Here is a 17,258-nt window from a genome sequence, read left to right on the forward strand (position 1 = left end):
CCCACAATTCACCTCGCGACCGGCCGCAAAATGTCAGCAAACACGGCGTGTCGAAGGCAAAATGCGGGCGCTCGCGGGACGCAAAGAAGCCCCCTAGAACTCCGCGGACTGCTCGATGATGTTGACCATCACCCGCACACCGATAGCCAACGCCCGCTCGTCCAGGTCGAACGTCGGCTGGTGCAGATCCAGCTGCGGCCCCTCGCCCGACCAAACCCCCAGCCGTGCCATCGCGCCGGGGACTTCCTCGAGGTACCAGGAGAAGTCCTCCCCGCCGCCGGACTGCCGGGTATCGGCCAGCACATCAGGGCCGACGGCTTCGATGGCGTGGGTGAGGATGCGCGTCGAGACGTCCTCGTTGACCACCGGCGGCACGCCACGCCGGTACTGCAGGGTGTGCTCGATGGCCAGCGGCGAGAGCAGGCCGGTGACGGCCTCGCGGATGATCGCCTCCAGGTCTATCCAGGTCTGGCGGCTGGCCGTGCGCACGGTGCCGGCCAGCACGCCGGACTGCGGAATCGCATTGGGCGCCACCCCCGCATTGACCGCGCCCCACACCAGCACGGTGCTGTTGCGGGGATCGATGCGGCGAGACAGCACCCCGGGTAGCCCGGTGATCAAGGTGCCCAGCCCGTAGACCAGGTCGGCGGTCAGGTGCGGGCGCGAGGTGTGCCCGCCGGGCGAATACAGCGTGATCTCGAGCTGGTCGGCCGCCGACGTGATGGGCCCCAGCCGGACCGCGACCTTGCCCACCTCCAACCGGGGATCGCAGTGCAGCGCGAAAATTCGCGACACCCCGGTCAGGGCACCCGCCGCGATCGCGTCAATAGCGCCACCCGGCATCAGCTCTTCGGCGGCCTGGAAGATCAACCGCACCCCGACCGGCAGTTCGGGCACCGAGGCCAGCGCCAGCGCCGTCCCCAGCAGGATCGCGGTGTGCGCGTCGTGACCACAGGCGTGCGCGATGTTGGGCATCGTCGAGGCGTAGGGCGCGCCGGTCCGCTCGGCCATCGGCAGCGCGTCCATGTCGGCGCGCAACGCGATCCTGGGCGCATGCTCGGGACCGAAATCGCAGGTCAGCCCAGTCCCGCCGGGGAGCACCTTGGGATTGAGCCCGGCGTCGGCCAACCGCTCGGCGACGAACTGGGTGGTGGCGAACTCCTGGCGGCCCAGCTCGGGATACCGGTGGATGTGGCGCCGCCAGTCCACCAGGTCGTCGTAGTGGGCGGCCAGCCACGACTCGGCACTGTCGACCAGGCTCATCGCACCGCCGCCCGCGCCTGCGCAGCCAGCAGCACCCGGTCCCGCTCACCAGCGTCCGTCGCCAGAGCAACGACGGTGCGCGCCAGCATGATGGCTCCCTCAACCACGGCCCGGTCGGCGCTGGGTCCCGCCGCCGCCGCCGCGAAGGCACGCTGGTGCACCGTCGCACCTCCGGCGTCGACACCGATCACCGGGTGGATACCGGGCAGCACGTGCGTCACGTTACCCATGTCGGTGCTGCCCAACGGCAGCGCAGACTCCACGGCGGCCGACACCGGTTCGCGCCCGAGGCGGCACATCTCCGCACGAAAGACATCGGCCAGCCACTGGTCGGGCCGCAGTTCGGCGTAAGCCGGGCCGGCCTCGTCGATCTCGTACTCGCACCCGGCAGCCAGCGCGCCGGCGGCGAAGCAGGAGTACATCCTGCCCTCCAGCTGGCGCAGCGAGTCGTACTCGACCGCCCGCATCGCGTACTTCAGCGCGGCCTGGCCCGGAATGACGTTGACCGCCTGCCCCCCGTCGGTGACGATGCCGTGCATCATCTGCCCGGGCGCCAACTGCTGACGCAGCAGCCCGATGGCCACCTGCGCGACGGTCACCGCGTCAGCCGCGTTCAGCCCCGCGAACGGAGCGACAGCCGCATGCGACTCCTTGCCCCGGTAATTCACCGTCACCTCGGACAACGCCAGCGATCGCGCCCCGGCGATGTCGGTGGGCCCGGGATGCACCATCACGGCCGCCGCGATGTCGTCGAACGCCCCGGCCTGCAGCATCAGCGCCTTGCCGCCGCCCGATTCCTCGGCGGGCGTGCCGAGCAGCGCCACCGTCAGACCCAGTTCGTCGGCCACCTCGGCCAGCGCCAACGCGGTGCCCACTCCAGAGGCGGCAATGATGTTGTGGCCGCAGGCGTGACCGATCTCGGGCAGCGCGTCGTACTCGGCGCACACGCCGACAACCAGCGGCCCGCTGCCGAAATCCGCGCGGAACGCGGTATCCAGGCCGGCCACCGGCGAGATCTCGAAACCGCGCTGAGCGACCAACTCCTTCGCCTTGGCGCAACTGCGGTGTTCGGCGAACGCCAACTCGGGCTGCGCGTGGATGGCGTGGGACAACTCGACGAGGTCACCGCTGCGGCGCCGCACTGCCGCCTCGACATGGTCCAGTGGGCTAAGGGCGGGCATCCACGCAGTATCTCACCGACGGTCAAACCCGTCCGGCGATGAACCCGGCAGCCTGGCCGGGATAGGGCGGGTCCGCGTATTCGCGGTGCGCCAACCGGTCGCGCCCACCGACCGTGCACACCGGGTCGCCGGGACTGCACAGGTCGATCGCCCGTCCGGCAAATTGGCCGGTGGACGACAGCGGGACGTTGAAACGGATGCCGGGATTCCCGAATACCGCGACGGCGGCGACGCGCTGAGCCAGCACCGGATCGAGCGAGGGAGCCGAGCCGAATTCGCCGACGGTTTCCCCCAGCGGCGGCACCCCCGCGAGCATCGACACCGCGGCGGCGCCCTGCGAGAAGCCGCCCAGCACGATCCGCGTCCGCGGGCACTGATCGGCCATGAAGGCGATGTGGTCGCGTGCGTCGTTGGCCCCGTCAGCCGTCGTCAGAAAGTTATAGCTGGCCGCGTAGTTGACCGGATAAACGCCTAGGCTCCGGGCGCCCAGCGCCGGCCGCAGCGCGGCCTCCAGTGCATCGCCGACCACCCCCAGTCCGGGCGGCTCGGCGGTTCCCCTGGCGAAGACGAGCTCGACGTTGGGACAGTCGTCGGCGCCCGCCTTGGGGAGCGGGGCACCGACCGCCGCGGCAGTGGCCAAGACGGCGGCCGCGGCAAGAAGGAAGGGCGATTTGTAGTGCCGCACAAGGCAGATCATCACACACCCCGAGCACCGTCGCCTCGGCAAGTAGTCTCGCCGAGTGTGACCAGCGAACTCGCACTCCGGGCGGCCCAATTCATCGCCGAACGCACCGGCATCGCCAGCCACGACGTCGCCGTGGTGCTGGGCTCGGGCTGGTCGCCGGCCATCGCCGCCCTGGGCTCCCCGACCGCCGTGTTGCCGCAGGCCGAGATCCCCGGATTCGCACCGCCCAGGGCGGCGGGGCACGCCGGAGAGATCCTGTCGGTGCCGATCGGCGAGCGCCGGGTACTGGTGCTGGCCGGGCGCATCCACGCCTACGAGGGACACGACTTGCAACACGTGGTGCACCCGGTCCGGACCGCGTGCGCGACGGGTGCGCAGATCGTCGTGCTGACCAACGCCGCGGGCGGACTGCGCACCGACATGGAAGTGGGACAGCCGGTCCTGATCAGCGACCACCTGAACCTGACCGCGCGATCGCCGCTGGTCGGCGCGCAATTCGTCGACCTGACCGACGCTTACGCGCCGCGGCTGCGAATGCTGGCCCGCGACTGCGACCCGGAGCTGGCCGAAGGTGTGTACGCCGGCCTGCCGGGGCCGCACTATGAGACGCCGGCCGAGATCCGGATGCTGCGGACCCTCGGCGCGGACCTGGTGGGAATGTCGACGGTGCACGAGACCATCGCGGCGCGGGCGGCCGGCGCCGAAGTGCTGGGGGTATCGCTGGTGACGAACCTGGCGGCCGGGATCACCGGTGAGCCGCTGAGTCACGCCGAGGTGCTCGCCGCCGGGGCCGCTTCGGCCGCCCGGATGGGTCAGCTGCTGGCCGACGTGATCGCGCGGTTCTGAACCGTGACGCCCGAGGACTGGATCGCTCACGACCCGGATCCGCAGACGGCCGCGGAGCTTGCGGCGCTGGATCCCGACGAGCTCGCCGCGCGGTTCGCGCGCCCACTGACCTTCGGCACCGCGGGCCTGCGCGGGCCCGTCCGCGGCGGGCCGGACGCGATGAACCTGGCGGTGGTGCTGCGGGCCACCTGGGCGCTGGCGCAGGTGATCGAGCGGCCCGCAACGGTGATCGTGGGCCGCGACGCCCGGCACGGCTCGGCCCAGTTCGCCCACGGTGCTGCGGAAGTTCTTGCAGCGCAGGGTTTTTCGGTGCTGCTGTTTCCGGACCCGGTCCCCACGCCGGTGGTCGCCTTCGCGGTGCGGGCCACCGCAGCGGCGGCCGGGGTCCAGATCACCGCGTCGCACAACCCCGCCACCGACAACGGCTACAAGGTGTATTTCGACGGCGGCGTTCAGATCATCTCTCCTGCCGACCGCGAGATCGAAGCCGCCATGGCGGACGCTCCGCCGGCCGACCAGATCCCCCGCACACCGGTGACACCCGCCGATACCGATCTCGTCGACCGGTACGTCCGCCGTGCGGCGGGGGTGCGGCGCGGCGCCGGTTCGACACGGGTGGCGCTGACCGCGATGCACGGCGTGGGCGGCGCGATCGCCGTGCAGACCCTGCGCCGGGCCGGTTTCGACGACGTCCACGTGGTCGACGCGCAGTTCGCACCGGACCCCGACTTCCCCACCGTCGCGTTCCCGAACCCCGAGGAACCCGGCGCCGCCGACGCGCTGTTGGCCCTGGCCGCCGATGTCGGCGCCGACGTCGCGATCGCGCTGGATCCCGACGCCGACCGCTGCGCGGTGGGAATCCCGATGGCGGCGGGTTGGCGCATGCTCTCCGGTGACGAAACCGGTTGGCTGCTAGGCGATTACATCCTGTCGCAGCCCGCCCATGGACCCCGGACCGTGGCCAGCACCGTGGTGTCGTCGCGCATGCTGGCCGCGATCGCCGCGCACTACGGCGCGGTGCACGTCGAGACCCTCACCGGCTTCAAATGGCTGGCGCGTGCCGACTCCGACCGCCCCGGGACACTCGTCTACGCCTATGAGGAGGCGATCGGACACTGCGTAGACCCGCAGGCGGTGCGCGACAAGGACGGCATCAGCGCCGCGGTGTTGGTGTGCGACCTGGTGGCCTCGCTGGCGGGCGGTTCGGTGCCTGAACTGCTGGACGAGCTGGCCCGCCGGTACGGCGTGCACGAGGTGGCCGCGGTGCCGCGTCGCGTCGCCGACCCGCAGCAGGCCGCCGCCATCCTGCGCCGGTTGCGCGAGACGCCGCCGGATCGGCTCGCCGGTTTCGCCGCTACCCACACCGACATCGCCGACGCCCTGATCCTGCGCGGCGGCGACGACGACACGTCGGTGCGGGCGGTGGTGCGCCCGTCGGGTACGGAACCAAAACTGAAGTGTTACTTGGAAGTTCGATGCGCCACGAATGGCGATCTGGCGGCAGCGAGGCAGCGGGCCCGAGCCTTGCGCGAGGAGCTCATCGCGCAGGCCGGGCGCTGGTAGTTCAGCGTGGGCCGAACTGACGGTCGCCCGCGTCACCCAACCCGGGCACGATGAAAGCCGTCTCGTTGAGTCCCTCGTCAATCGCGGCGGTGTACAGCCGCGCGTTCGGCGCCACCTTCTCGACCTCCGCGACACCCTCCGGCGCCACACACACGCACAGCACGGTGATGTCCGCCGCGCCGCGCGCCAATAGCAACCCAATCGTGTAAACCATCGACCCGCCGGTGGCCAGCATCGGGTCGAGGACCATCACGGGTAGCTCGCTCAGGTCGTCGGGCAACGACTCCAAATAGGGCACGGGCTGATGGGTTTTCTCGTCGCGGGCGACCCCCACGAACCCGACGTGAGCCTCGCGCAGCACGCCGTGCGCCTCGTTGACCATGCCCAGCCCGGCGCGCAGCACGGGGACCAGCAGCGGCGGCCTGGCCAGGCGGACACCGACCGTCTCGCCGACCGGCGTGCGGATCTGCACCGGCTCGGTGGGCGCGTCGCGGGTGGCCTCGTAGACGAGCATCAACGTCAGTTCCCGCAGCGCGGCCCGAAAAGCGGCGTTGTCGGTGCGCTCGTCACGCAGCACGGTCAATCGGGCTGCGGCCAACGGATGCTCGATGACGTGGACGTCCACGGGGTGACCTTATATAACAATCGGGTGCAGGCCCCCTGACACACGCGTTTCTGTCCCGGAGGCGGGCCGAACCCGCCCATATACTCCCGGCATGCGGCGGCTCAAACGGCATCTGACCAGCGTTTTTTGCGCTCTGGCCGGGTTGAGCTCGGCGCTGCTGCCGATTCCCCGGCTGGCGCTTGCCGCCGCGACGCTGCCGGCGTACACGCACGTGGTGGTCGTGATCGAGGAGAACCGCTCTCAGGCCAACATCATCGGCAACAAGGCGGCGCCGTTCATCAATGCGCTGGCCGCCGGCGGAGCCATGATGGCGCAGTCGTTCGCCGAGACCCATCCCAGCGAACCGAACTATCTGGCGTTGTTCGCCGGCAGCACCTTCGGGCTCACCAAGGACAGCTGCCCGGTGGACGTCGGCGCGCAGCCCAACCTCGCCTCGGAGTTGCTGGCCGCCGGCCGCACCTTCGGCGGTTACGCCGAGGATCTGCCTGCGGTCGGATCGACGGCGTGCAGCGCGGGCAAGTATGCCCGCAAGCACGTGCCCTGGGTGAACTTCAGCAACGTCCCCGCCTCGGTCTCGGTGCCGTTCTCCGCGTTCCCGGGGCCGGGCAACTACGCGAGCCTGCCGACGGTGTCGTTCGTCATCCCCAACAACGACAACAACATGCACGACGGCTCGATCGCCCAAGGGGACGCCTGGTTGAACAGCCGGATGGCGGCCTACGCCAACTGGGCCAGGGCCAACAACAGCCTGCTGATCCTCACCTGGGACGAGGACGACGGCGGTCCGCGCAACCAGATCCCCACAGTGTTCTACGGAGCCCACGTACAGCCGGGCAGCTACAACGAAACCATCAGCCACTACAACGTGCTCTCGACGCTGCAGGAGATGTACGGGCTGCCCAAAACGGGTTACGCGGCAACCGCTCCGGTGATCGCAACTATTTGGGGCGGATAAGCGCCAACAGGCCGGGTCGCTATTGTGTGCCGCATGGCTGCTGACCTCGTGCCCATCCGCCTGAGCCTGTCCGAGGGTGACCGCTACACGCTGTGGGCGCCCCGCTGGCGCGACTCCGGGGACGAGTGGGAGGCGTTTCTGGGCAAGGACGAAGACCTCTACGTGTTCGACAGCGTTGCCGACCTGGTCGCGTTCGTCCGCAGTGACGACGACAACGACTTGACGGACCACCCGGGGTGGCAGGACATCACCGAGGCCCACGCGCACAAGCTGGACCCCGCCGAGGACAAGCGGTTCGACCTGGTGGCCGTGGAGGAACTGGTGGCCGAGAAACCCACCGAGGAGTCGGTGGCAGCGCTGGCCGGAACGCTGGCGATCGTGTCGTCCATCGGGTCGGTGTGCGAGTTGCCGGCGATCTCGAAGTTCTTCAACGGCAACCCGACCCTGGGCACCGTCTCCGGCGGAATCGACCACTTCACCGGCAGGGCCGGCCAGAAGCGATGGGACGCCATCGCCGAGATCATCGGACGTAGCTGGGACGACGTCCTCAAGGCCATCGACGACGTGGTGAGCACGCCGGAGGTGGACGAGAAGCTGTCCGAGCAGGCCGCCGAGGAACTCGAGGAGGAAGTCGAGGAGGACGAAGAGGCGGCTCAGGACTCCGACGGAGACGAAGACACCGACGAGGAGACCGACGAGACCGAGGAGAGCGCCGAGGAGTCCACCGAGGAGGTGGACGAAGACGAGGACGAAGAGGAGGGGCGCGCCGAAGGCGACACCGTCGTTCTGGGCGGCGACGAGGACTTCTGGGCGCAGGTCGGAATCGACCCGATCCGCATCATGACCGGTTCCGGCACGTTCTACACGCTGCGCTGCTACCTCGATGACCGCCCGATCTTCCTGGGTCGCAACGGCCGCATCAGCGTGTTCGGCTCGGAGCGGGCCCTAGCCCGCTATCTGGCCGACGAGCACGACCACGACCTGTCGGATCTGGCCACCTACGACGACATCCGCACCGCAGCGACCGACGGCTCGCTCAAGATCGACATCACCGACGAGAACGTCTACGTGCTCAGCGGACTGGCCGACGACTTCGCCGACGGACCGGAGGCGGTGGATCGCGAACAGCTCGACCTGGCCGTCGAACTGCTGCGCGACATCGGCGACTACTCCGAAGAGAGCACCGTCGACAAGGCCCTGGACAAGGGCAAGCCGCTGGGCAAACTGATCGCCTATGTGTTGGAGCCCGAATCGGTGAGTAAGCCCGCCGGCCCGTACGCCTCGGCGGTGCGGGCGTGGGAGAAGCTGGAATCGTTCGTCGAGTCGCGGCTGCGGCGCGAGTAGCGCCGCGGGCCGGCGACGACATCCAGCGTGAGCGTCGCGGCTGCGGCGCGAGTAGCGCCGCGGGCCGGCGACGACATCCAGCGTGAGTGTCGCGGCTGAGGCGCGAGTAGCGCCGCGGGCCGGCGACGACATCCAGCGTGAGCGTCGCGGCTGCGGCGCGAGTAGCGCGCAGAATTTAAGTAGCCGACTACGCAAGACGGTCCGAGCCAACCTGGCGCATCGTAGTCCCATGCTCGCGACACCAGAGTTGATCGCCCAGGCGGCGACGGACTTGACGGCCATCGACGCGAATGTCACTGCGGCTCAAGCGCGAGCGTCGGGTTTCACACAAGCGCTGCTGCCGCCCGCGGCTGACGAGGTTTCCGCGGGTATTACGCGGCTGTTCGCTCAGCATGCCGAGGACTTTCAGAAGGCGGCCGCACGAGCCTCGGCTTATCACGACCAGTTCGCGCAGAAGATGGCCACCTCCGCCGAATCGTATGCAAGCGCAGAAGCGGTAAACGCAGAGTTCCTGCAAAGCGTAGGCACGATCATCGCGCCGACGATCGAGAACGGGTGGTCGCTTTTTTCTCGACTATACGTCTGGTCAGCTTCATTGCCGCAGCCATATAACGAAATTCTGATGATTTTATTGACGTTGCCCCTCTACCTCTTAGTATTTTGTCTGCTCACCTACATTTTTTTGATTCGCCCATTGATTTTGTCCGGCATGGCATCTTTAGGACTTCCCATAGCTCTGCCCTATCTTCTTTGAAGTCTCGAGTAGATGACATTCGCAACACGACTGAATTGCTGACTCGCGCCCCGCTTGCCGCGATCGACCCGGCACTGATTCCATGATCGCCATGTCCGCGGTAGTCGCCGTGCCGGACCTGCTCGCCCAGGCCGCAACCCAGGTGAGCGCGATCGGGCATGCGCTCGGCGCGGCGAACGAGACGACGGCGGCCTCGACGCAAGCGGTGTTGCCCGCGGCCGCCGATGAGGTGTCGGCGGCCGTAGCACAGCTGTTTTCCCGATTCGGCCAGGACTATCAGACGGCTGCCGGGCAGGCCGCGGCCTACCAGGACCAGTTCGCCAGGCACCTCTGCGCGGCGGCCAACTCCTATGCCACCGCGGAAGCCGCCAACACCTCGTTGTTGCAGCCAGCGCCCGCCGCCGGCCTCCCCTCACTCGATCAAGTGTTCGCGTCGCTGATCAGCACGGTGACCGGACTGTTCTGGCAAACGCTGGCCTCTCTCTATTACCTGGGCTTTCTGATGCTCATCCCGATCTATGCCGCACTGGCGCTGTGGCTGCCCATCGCCTTTGTGGGTTCGCTTTTCGGGCTGACCTAAATGTCGGCCGCACAAGCCGCCAAGATAGCGTCCCAGTCCTCGATATTGAAGTGGTCCTTGCCCTGCGACCAGTGCAGATCCACATTTGGGATCGTGCGTTCGAAGTAATAACCCATGGCCCGCGGGATGAAGGAGTCGCGGTCACCCTGCCAGATGTGGGTAGGAACGGCGATTTCTTCGACCCCGAATGTCCACGGCCGGTAATCCAGGAAGGACTCATAAGCTCCACCGCGACCGCCTTGCCGGAAGGCTTCGAGCTGACTGGCGCGAAAGTGCTGCAGGAACAGTTCGTCACGCAGCTGCCGCCGCTCCGGCTCTGGCACCGATGCCGTCAACAACCGGCAGAACAAGCCGGGCGAGTACTTCGCGCACCAGCCCAGCGGGACGAACGCGGCGTGGAAAGGCCACGCGCCCAACCGCGCGAGACGGCGGTAGACGCGGTCGGCCGAGTTCAACGCGCGGACGATCTCCGGCGTCGCCAGCGGACCCCACGGCGCGAACGCGCCGATGAAGCGAAGGCGCGCCGGCGGTATCAGGGCCCCGCAGGCAAACAGGTGCGGCCCGGCTCCGGAATGCCCGACCACACCGAATTCGTCCAGGCCGAGGGCGTCGGCCAGCTCGCAGACGTCAGCCGGCCAATCGCCGAACCTGCGTCCCGGCTGAAAAGTCGAACGGCCGAATCCCGGACGGTCGACCGCGATCAGCCGGAAGCCGTTCCGCTTGGCGGCGTCGTCGACGAACGCACCCTCGAGGCGGGAGCTCGGCGTGCCGTGGAAGTAGAACGCCGGATAACCGGTGGCGTCGCCCCACTCCTGGTAGGCCAGCTCGCGGCCGTCGGGCAGAATATGCAGCTGCGACTCGTCGGTGCGGAGACGCTCGGGCAGCACAGCGCCGATGTTAGTCAGAGACGGTCCATCGCGCGTGACATGCTCGAGGACTCGAGGAACGCATAGCGCCGCGGCTGAGCCTGCCGCTTGGCGGCGCGCTTCTGGGACGGGCCCTCGCCGTCCAGGCCGAGGATCGCGGTGGCACGGGTGCGGATCTTGCTCATTGGAGTTTCCTTCCGGTTGTCGGCTCGAAAAATTCGATGAACCAACTGTCGCGGTCGGGCCGTCTGCAGGCATCGGCCGTAATACGTATTTCCGCTGGGGGGTGGTCGTAGGTTTGCGTACGTACGGGGCCGCCCCATACGTATTTCCGCGTAGATCTCGCGCTCAGACCGGTTCACGGCTGGCTAGCATGAGCGTGATCCACCCTCTCTGCGACGGGCCAAAGGGAGCGTGAACGAGTTGCTGCTGACCGGTACGGTGACGCTGCTGGTAGCTGACATCCAGGGTGTTACCCGGCTGCAGCCGGGGCAGCCTGAGGAGGCGTCACGCGCGTTTGCGCTGCTGGACAGCACGCTTTGCGACCTGATCACCCGCCACGGCGGTGTCCGGCCGACCGGGCAGTCCGATGACCACGGTTTCACGGTCGCCTTTGGTCGCGCCGGGGACGCGGTGGCCTGCGCGCTGCAGTTGCAGCTGAGTGAGCTGGACCCGATCCGGCTGCATATCGGCCTGCACACCGGCGATGCACAGCTCAGCGACGACGCCACCAGCTACGTCGGCACCACCGTCACCCGCGCCGGCCGGCTGCGGGAGCTGGCACACGGCGGCCAGACGCTGCTGTCGGCCGTCGCCGCCGACATAGTCGCCGACCATCTTCCGGCCAAGGCCTGGCTGAGCGACTGCGGCTCACACCAGCTACGCGACCTGGCGCCCCCGGAACCGGTGCACCAGCTGTGCCACCCCGACCTGCGCAACGACTTCCCGCCACTGTGCACGGCACACGGCGGTGCGGCAGCCCCGCTGCCGGTGCACCTAACCAACTTCGTGGGCCGCCGCCGCGAGCTGGCCGAGGTAACCCCGATCCTGCTGGAGAACCGCCTGGTGACGCTGATCGGCGGGGGCGGGATCGGCAAGAGCCGGCTTGCCGTCCAGGTGGCCGCCCAATCGGCGTCGGCGTTCCCCGACGGCATGTACTACGTCGACCTGGAACCGGTTGCCAGTCCCGAGTTCGCGCCGGCCGCGGTGACACGAGCGCTGGGAGTGCCGGACCAATCCGGCCGGTCCGTGGACGAAGCGGTGCTGCGTCACCTCGGCCGGCGCCGGGTGCTGATCGTGCTGGACAATTGCGAGCATTTACTCGACAGCGCCGCCCGGCGGATCGGTGGGCTGCTCCGCTCCTGCCCCGGGGTGACGATGCTTGCCACTAGTCGCGAGCCACTGGGGGTGGCCGGCGAGGTGACATGGCGGGTTCCGTCCTTGGCGTACGAGGACGACGCAATCGCCTTCTTCGCCGACCGCGCCCGTTCGGCTCGGCCCGATTTCGTCGTCACCGAAGACGATGCGGCCCTGGTCGGCGAGATCTGCCGCAGGCTGGACGGGATGCCGCTCGGGATCGAGCTCGCGGCCGCACGGGTGCGGGCGCTCTCGCTCCCGGAGATCGTCTCGGGCCTGGACGACAAGATCCGGCTGCTCACCGGCGGTTCTCGAACCGGTCTGCGCCGCCACCAGACATTGCGGGCGTCGATCGCCTGGTCGCACGGGCTGTTGAGCGATGCCGACCAGGTGCTGTTCCGCCGGCTGGGGGTGTTCAGCGGAACCTTCGACCTCGATGCGGCGCACGCCGTCGCCGGCTCGCCGGAGATATCCCGCTATCAGGTGCTCGACGGCTTGTCATCGCTGGTCGACAAGTCGCTGATCGCGGCGGAGAGTTCACCCGGCCGAACCCGTTATCGGCGGTTCGAAGGAATTGGCCAGTTCGCAATGGAGCGGCTCACCGAAGCCGGAGAGGCCGAAGCCGCGCGCACACGGCATGCCGCCCACTACCTGTCGAGGGCGGCGGTACTCGACAGTCCGGGCCGCACCGACTACCAGGAACTGCTGCACGAGATCGAGACCGACATCGACAACCTGCGCGCCGCCCTGGGCTGGTACCGGGACAGTTCGGAAATCGAATCGGCCCTCGTGATGGCGTCGTCCCTGCAGCCGCTGTGGCTTGCCGGAGGACGAATCGCCGAGGGCCGAGATTGGTTCGAATCCCTTGTCGCGCAAGCCAACCGAGACGGCTTCGAGGTGGGCGCCGCGGTGTGGGCGCGCGCGCTCGCCGACAAGGCCGTCCTCAGCATGTTCGTGGATGCGCCGGCAAGTATCGAGGAGGCCCAGCAATCGCTGAAGATCGCCCGCGAACTCGACGATCCGGCACTGACGGCACGTACCCTGACGGCGTGCGGCCTGGCCGCAGGCTTCAATTATCAGACCGACGTCGTCGAAAACTATTTCGCCGAGGCGGCCGGCGTCGCGCGGGAGTTGGGGGATCGCTGGCGGCTCAGCCAGATCCTCAGCTGGCAGAGCAGCGCCGCGATAGTCGCCGGTGACGCGAACGCGGCCCACGCGCTGGGCAGCGAAGGACGGGACCTGAGTGACCTGATCGGCGACCGGATCGGCTCGCGTCAGTGCCGCCTGGCGGTGGCCTACGCACAGTTGTGGCAGGGCGACCTGACCGGAGCCGCAGCACGATTCGGCGATCTTGTCGAGCAGGAGCCCGACGCAGACGTGTTCACCTCGTTGAGCCTGAAGGGGCTGGGCGATGCGCTGGCCTATCAGGGCGACGTGAGCGGCGCGCGGGCGGCCAGCGAGGCCGCCATTGACGGTGCCGCCGAGCTCGGCGAATACTTTGTCGGACTTGGCTATTCAACGCTGGTGCTGGCCGCACTGGCCAGCGGCGACATTGGCACGGCCACCGAGGCGGACCAGAAAACCTGGCAGAATCTCAATGCCCAACCGCTGACCGCGACCTTCTGGCGCGCCGTTCGGGCCGAGGTCCAACTGGCGAACGGAGACGTCGCCGAGGCTCGGCGATGCGTCGAGGAGGGTGTGGCGACGACGTCGGGCTGTCACCTGTCCGCAGCGCTGACGACACGCTGCCGCGTTGCCATGGCAGAGGGTGAGCCCGAACAAGCCCGGCGAGACGCGTACGACGCGCTGACGTGCGCCACCGAGGCCGGGGCCCACAATTATGTTCCGCCAGTGCTGGAATGCCTTGCACGACTGGCCCTCGACGACGGCAATCACCGTGAGGCTGCCCGGCTGTTCGGTGCGGCCGACGCGCATCGGGGGCGCACCGGTGCGCTGCGCCTGAAGATTTACGACGGCGAGTACGAAGCATCGGTCGAAGCCCTGCGCGCCGCGATGGGCGACGAGGAAATGGCCGGCGCCTGGGCTGAGGGCGCTGCGCTGTCCATCTCCGAGGCGATCACTCAAGCGCAACGCGGGCGCGGCGAACGCAGACGCGCAAGCAGCGGCTGGCCGTCCCTGACCCGGGCCGAGCTGGACGTGGTGCGCCTTGTGGGAGAAGGACTTTCGAACCGCGACATCGCCGAGCGGCTCTTCGTTTCACCACGCACCGTGCAGACCCACCTCACCCACGTCTACACCAAACTCGGTTTCAATTCACGGGTGCAACTCGCCCAGGAGGCGGTTCGGCATTCGTGAACATCACCCGATCAGCACCGCATACCGCGGCTTGATCACCTCGTCGATGATCGCCAACCGCTCGTCGAAGTGGATGAACGCCGACTTCATCGCATTGATCGTGAAGCGCTGCAGATCGGTCCAGCCGTAGCCGAACGCCTCCACCAGCCGGTGCATCTCCTGGCTCATCGTGGTGTCGCTCATCAACCGGTTGTCGGTGTTGACGGTCACCCGAAAGCGACTGCGCGCCAACAGGTCGAACGGGTGCTCGGCGATGCTGGCCACCGCACCGGTCTGCACGTTGGAACTCGGGCACATCTCCAGCGGAACCCGCTTATCGCGCACTATCGCGGCCAGGCGGCCCAACGCGACCGCGCCGTCGGGGTCAACCTGTATGTCGTCGACGATGCGCACCCCGTGGCCCAGCCGGTCCGCCCCGCAGAACGCGATCGCCTCGTGGATGGACGGCAATCCGAACGCCTCACCCGCATGAATTGTGAAGCGCGCGTTGTGATCTCGCATGTATTCGAAAGCGTCCAGGTGCCGGGTGGGCGGGTGCCCGGCCTCGGCGCCGGCGATGTCGAATCCGACCACGCCCCGGTCGCGGAACCGTACCGCCAGCTCGGCGATCTCGCGCGACATCGCGGCATGGCGCATCGCGGTCACCAGACACCGGACTTTGATCGGCGTACCGGCGGCGGCGCACGCCTTCTCCCCCGCGGCGAAGCCGGCCAGCACCGCGTCCACGACGTCGTCGAACGACAGCCCGCGGTTGATGTGCAACTCGGGGGCGAACCGGATTTCGGCGTACACCACCGAGTCGGCGGCCAGATCCTCCACGCATTCGTAGGCGACCCGGTACAGCGCGTCGGGGGTCTGCATGACGGCCACGGTGTGCGAGAACGGCTCGAGGTAGCGCTCCAGCGAACCGCTGTGCGATCGGGTGCGAAACCAGGTCGCCAGCTCCTGCGCGTCGGTGGCCGGCAGCTCGTCGTAACCTACCTCCCCGGCGATCTCCAGCACCGTGGCGGGGCGCAGCCCGCCGTCCAGGTGATCGTGCAGCAGGGCCTTGGGGGCCTGCCGAATCTGTTCGAGGGTCAGGTTCATCACGTGATCCGATCCATGATCAACGGCCTGGGCGCGGGCGGGTTGTCGACCACGCTGAAGGCATCGTCCAATTCCGCCAGCGCGGGAGCCAAGCGTTCCGGGGTCTCGGTGTAGAGCGTGAACAACGCCTCGCCCGCCGCGACCGGCTCGCCCGGTCGACGGTGGATCCTGATGCCGGCGCCGTGCTGGACCCGCGCCCCCGGCCGGGATCTGCCCGCACCGAGACGCCAGGCCGCCAGCCCCACTGCCATCGCGTCGATGTCGCCCATTGTGCCGCTCCGGGCGGCCGTAACGGTGTCCGAATACCGACCAATCGGCAACGGTTTCGACAAATCACCGCCCTGGGCGGCCACCAGTCGGGCAAACCGGTCCATCGCGGTGCCGTCGCGCAACGTCTGTGCCGGATCCACACCGTCGACGCCGGCCAGCTCCAGCATCTCGGTGGCGAGCCGCAGGGTCAGTTCCACCACGTCCGGTGGGCCGCCGCCGGCGAGCACCTCCAGCGACTCCTGGACCTCGACGGAATTACCGACACTGCGGCCCAGCGGGCACTGCATGTCGGTGAGCAGGGCACGGGTGGGCACGCCGTGCGCGATGCCCAACTCGACCATGGTGTGGGCCAGTTCCCGGGAACGCGCTTCGGGCTTGAGGTAGGCGCCCGAACCGACTTTGACGTCGAGCACCAGCGCGCCTGCTCCCTCGGCAAGCTTTTTGCTCATGATCGAACTGGCGATCAACGGCAGCGACTCGACGGTGCCGGTGATGTCGCGCAGCGCGTACAGCTTGGCGTCGGCCGGCGCCAGTTCGCCCGCGGCGAAGATGGCGGCACCGACGTCACACAACTGTTCGCGCAACCGCTCGTTGGACAGGTTCGCGCTGAACCCGGGGATGGATTCGAGCTTGTCCAGGGTGCCCCCGGCGTGCCCGAGGCCGCGCCCGGCTGCTTGCGGAACCGCCGCGCCACAGGCGGCGACGACGGGCACTACCGGCAGCGTGATCTTGTCGCCCACTCCTCCGGTGGAGTGCTTGTCGACGGTCGGCAACCCGAGATCGGTGAAATCCATCCGAGGGCCCGACGCCAGCATGGCCGCGGTCCAGCGGGCGATCTCGTCGCGATCCATGCCACGCAGAAAGATAGCCATCAGTAGTGCCGACATCTGTTCGGGCGCCACCGTGCCGTCGGTGTAGGCCGCGATCACCCAGTCGATCGCCGCGTCGGACAACCGGCCGCCGTCCCGCTTGGTACGGATCACCGTCGGCGCATCGAATGCGAACTCGCTCAACGGGAGTCCCGAAAAAGATCGTCGGGACCGAAGGCGTCGGGCAGCAGTTCGCCGAGCGGACGGGGACCGGCCGGATGGTCGATCAGCATCTCCGGGCCGCCGTGCTCCAGCAGCACCTGCCGGCATCGTCCGCAGGGCATCAACGGCGAGCCGTCTCCGTCCACGCACGCCAGCGCCTGCAACCGGCCGCCCCCGGTGGAATGCAGCGCGCACACGACGCCGCATTCGGCACAGAGACCAAGACCATATGAGACATTCTCCACATTGCAGCCGGTCACAATCCGGCCGTCGTCGACCAGCGCCGCCGCACCCACCGGAAACCGCGAATACGGCGCATAGGCACCCCTGGAAGCGTCAATCGCCTTCTTGCGCAACGTATTCCAGTCGACTTCCGGCATCTCGCAAACCCGCTCACGGTTGGGCTGATTCAACAGGCCCACCCTATCCCGGCCTGGACACGGGATGTGGATCACATCGTGGCGCTACCGCGGGCAACCCCCGCCGAGCTAAGCTCGCGAATGCCCGGCGATAGCCGTTTATCAGCCGGTTTCCCAA

At 68.3% G+C, this 17,258-nt stretch carries 16 protein-coding genes; 7 read left to right on the forward strand and 9 right to left on the reverse strand.

What is annotated here, in order from left to right; translation table 11 throughout:
* Positions 1-93: 93 nt before the first annotated feature.
* The 3 genes from AWC08_RS02235 to AWC08_RS02245 are packed head-to-tail and all read right to left on the reverse strand — an operon-like array spanning position 94 to position 3,138.
* On the reverse strand, positions 94-1,263 hold the full coding sequence (locus AWC08_RS02235; RefSeq protein ID WP_065136192.1) for a M20 family metallopeptidase: 1,170 nt from the start codon (positions 1,261-1,263) through the stop codon (positions 94-96).
* The gene (locus AWC08_RS02240; RefSeq protein ID WP_069434461.1) at positions 1,260-2,444 is read right to left on the reverse strand and encodes a M20 family metallopeptidase; all 1,185 of its coding nucleotides are present in this window, start codon (positions 2,442-2,444) and stop codon (positions 1,260-1,262) included. Before AWC08_RS02240 ends, AWC08_RS02235 begins: the two co-directional genes overlap by 4 nt.
* A 22-nt stretch (positions 2,445-2,466) precedes the next feature.
* Positions 2,467-3,138: a cutinase family protein gene (locus AWC08_RS02245; RefSeq protein WP_232008000.1), complete on the reverse strand. Its 672-nt coding sequence runs from the start codon at positions 3,136-3,138 to the stop codon at positions 2,467-2,469.
* Positions 3,139-3,186: 48 nt separating this feature from the next.
* Between AWC08_RS02245 and AWC08_RS02250 the strand changes: the two genes are divergently transcribed.
* Positions 3,187-3,975, forward strand: coding sequence for a purine-nucleoside phosphorylase (locus AWC08_RS02250; RefSeq protein WP_069434462.1), 789 nt, complete (start codon positions 3,187-3,189; stop codon positions 3,973-3,975).
* A 3-nt stretch (positions 3,976-3,978) separates the two neighbouring features.
* Positions 3,979-5,538: a phospho-sugar mutase gene (locus tag AWC08_RS02255; protein WP_069434463.1), complete on the forward strand. Its 1,560-nt coding sequence runs from the start codon at positions 3,979-3,981 to the stop codon at positions 5,536-5,538.
* 1 nt (position 5,539) lies between these two features.
* Here the strand turns inward: AWC08_RS02255 and upp are convergent, their stop codons facing one another.
* The gene (gene upp / locus AWC08_RS02260; protein WP_065136187.1) at positions 5,540-6,163 is read right to left on the reverse strand and encodes a uracil phosphoribosyltransferase; all 624 of its coding nucleotides are present in this window, start codon (positions 6,161-6,163) and stop codon (positions 5,540-5,542) included.
* 91 nt (positions 6,164-6,254) lie between these two features.
* On the opposite strand from upp, the gene AWC08_RS02265 reads away from it, so the two are divergent.
* From AWC08_RS02265 to AWC08_RS02280, 4 genes are all read left to right on the forward strand, one after another.
* The gene (locus AWC08_RS02265; protein WP_065136186.1) at positions 6,255-7,118 is read left to right on the forward strand and encodes an alkaline phosphatase family protein; all 864 of its coding nucleotides are present in this window, start codon (positions 6,255-6,257) and stop codon (positions 7,116-7,118) included.
* A 33-nt stretch (positions 7,119-7,151) separates the two neighbouring features.
* Entirely contained in the window at positions 7,152-8,462 is a 1,311-nt protein-coding gene (gene satS / locus AWC08_RS02270) for a protein export chaperone SatS (RefSeq protein ID WP_069434464.1), read from the forward strand.
* A 229-nt stretch (positions 8,463-8,691) separates the two neighbouring features.
* Entirely contained in the window at positions 8,692-9,216 is a 525-nt protein-coding gene (locus AWC08_RS02275; RefSeq protein ID WP_069434465.1) for a PE family protein, read from the forward strand.
* 91 nt (positions 9,217-9,307) lie between these two features.
* Positions 9,308-9,796, forward strand: a complete 489-nt coding sequence (locus AWC08_RS02280; protein ID WP_069434469.1) for a PE family protein — start codon at positions 9,308-9,310, stop codon at positions 9,794-9,796.
* Here AWC08_RS02280 and AWC08_RS02285 read toward each other — a convergent pair.
* Entirely contained in the window at positions 9,793-10,680 is an 888-nt protein-coding gene (locus AWC08_RS02285) for an alpha/beta fold hydrolase (protein ID WP_069434470.1), read from the reverse strand. The genes AWC08_RS02280 and AWC08_RS02285 overlap by 4 nt on opposite strands.
* Before the next feature lie 17 nt (positions 10,681-10,697).
* The gene (locus AWC08_RS37785; protein ID WP_156781413.1) at positions 10,698-10,847 is read right to left on the reverse strand and encodes a hypothetical protein; all 150 of its coding nucleotides are present in this window, start codon (positions 10,845-10,847) and stop codon (positions 10,698-10,700) included.
* Between the two features lie 229 nt (positions 10,848-11,076).
* Between AWC08_RS37785 and AWC08_RS02290 the strand changes: the two genes are divergently transcribed.
* Positions 11,077-14,334 carry a helix-turn-helix transcriptional regulator gene (locus AWC08_RS02290; RefSeq protein ID WP_085087336.1) on the forward strand — a complete coding sequence of 1,086 codons (3,258 nt, stop codon included), beginning with the start codon at positions 11,077-11,079 and terminating at the stop codon, positions 14,332-14,334.
* 3 nt (positions 14,335-14,337) lie between these two features.
* On the opposite strand, the gene AWC08_RS02295 is transcribed toward AWC08_RS02290, so the two are convergent.
* The 3 genes from AWC08_RS02295 to AWC08_RS02305 are packed head-to-tail and all read right to left on the reverse strand — an operon-like array spanning position 14,338 to position 17,101.
* Complete coding sequence (locus AWC08_RS02295) at positions 14,338-15,420, reverse strand: adenosine deaminase (RefSeq protein ID WP_069434908.1); 1,083 nt, start codon at positions 15,418-15,420, stop codon at positions 14,338-14,340.
* Positions 15,420-16,703 (reverse strand): thymidine phosphorylase, encoded by a 1,284-nt coding sequence (locus AWC08_RS02300; protein ID WP_069434909.1) that lies wholly within the window; start codon positions 16,701-16,703, stop codon positions 15,420-15,422. Before AWC08_RS02300 ends, AWC08_RS02295 begins: the two co-directional genes overlap by 1 nt.
* Complete coding sequence (locus AWC08_RS02305; RefSeq protein ID WP_065136180.1) at positions 16,700-17,101, reverse strand: cytidine deaminase; 402 nt, start codon at positions 17,099-17,101, stop codon at positions 16,700-16,702. The genes AWC08_RS02300 and AWC08_RS02305 overlap by 4 nt, the downstream gene beginning before the upstream one ends.
* Positions 17,102-17,258: the final 157 nt, after the last annotated feature.

Source organism: Mycobacterium gordonae (assembly GCF_002101675.1).
Classification (GTDB): domain Bacteria; phylum Actinomycetota; class Actinomycetes; order Mycobacteriales; family Mycobacteriaceae; genus Mycobacterium; species Mycobacterium gordonae.

What these genes read in the sequence shown, in the direction of transcription:
- AWC08_RS37785 (WP_156781413.1), bottom strand. Translation starts at nt 10,847, where the DNA reads ATGAGCAAGATCCGCACCCGTGCCACCGCGATCCTCGGCCTGGACGGC.
- satS (WP_069434464.1), top strand. Translation starts at nt 7,152, where the DNA reads ATGGCTGCTGACCTCGTGCCCATCCGCCTGAGCCTGTCCGAGGGTGAC.
- AWC08_RS02240 (WP_069434461.1), bottom strand. Translation starts at nt 2,444, where the DNA reads ATGCCCGCCCTTAGCCCACTGGACCATGTCGAGGCGGCAGTGCGGCGC.
- AWC08_RS02295 (WP_069434908.1), bottom strand. Translation starts at nt 15,420, where the DNA reads ATGAACCTGACCCTCGAACAGATTCGGCAGGCCCCCAAGGCCCTGCTG.
- AWC08_RS02235 (WP_065136192.1), bottom strand. Translation starts at nt 1,263, where the DNA reads ATGAGCCTGGTCGACAGTGCCGAGTCGTGGCTGGCCGCCCACTACGAC.
- AWC08_RS02265 (WP_065136186.1), top strand. Translation starts at nt 6,255, where the DNA reads ATGCGGCGGCTCAAACGGCATCTGACCAGCGTTTTTTGCGCTCTGGCC.
- AWC08_RS02280 (WP_069434469.1), top strand. Translation starts at nt 9,308, where the DNA reads ATGTCCGCGGTAGTCGCCGTGCCGGACCTGCTCGCCCAGGCCGCAACC.
- AWC08_RS02305 (WP_065136180.1), bottom strand. Translation starts at nt 17,101, where the DNA reads ATGCCGGAAGTCGACTGGAATACGTTGCGCAAGAAGGCGATTGACGCT.
- AWC08_RS02275 (WP_069434465.1), top strand. Translation starts at nt 8,692, where the DNA reads ATGCTCGCGACACCAGAGTTGATCGCCCAGGCGGCGACGGACTTGACG.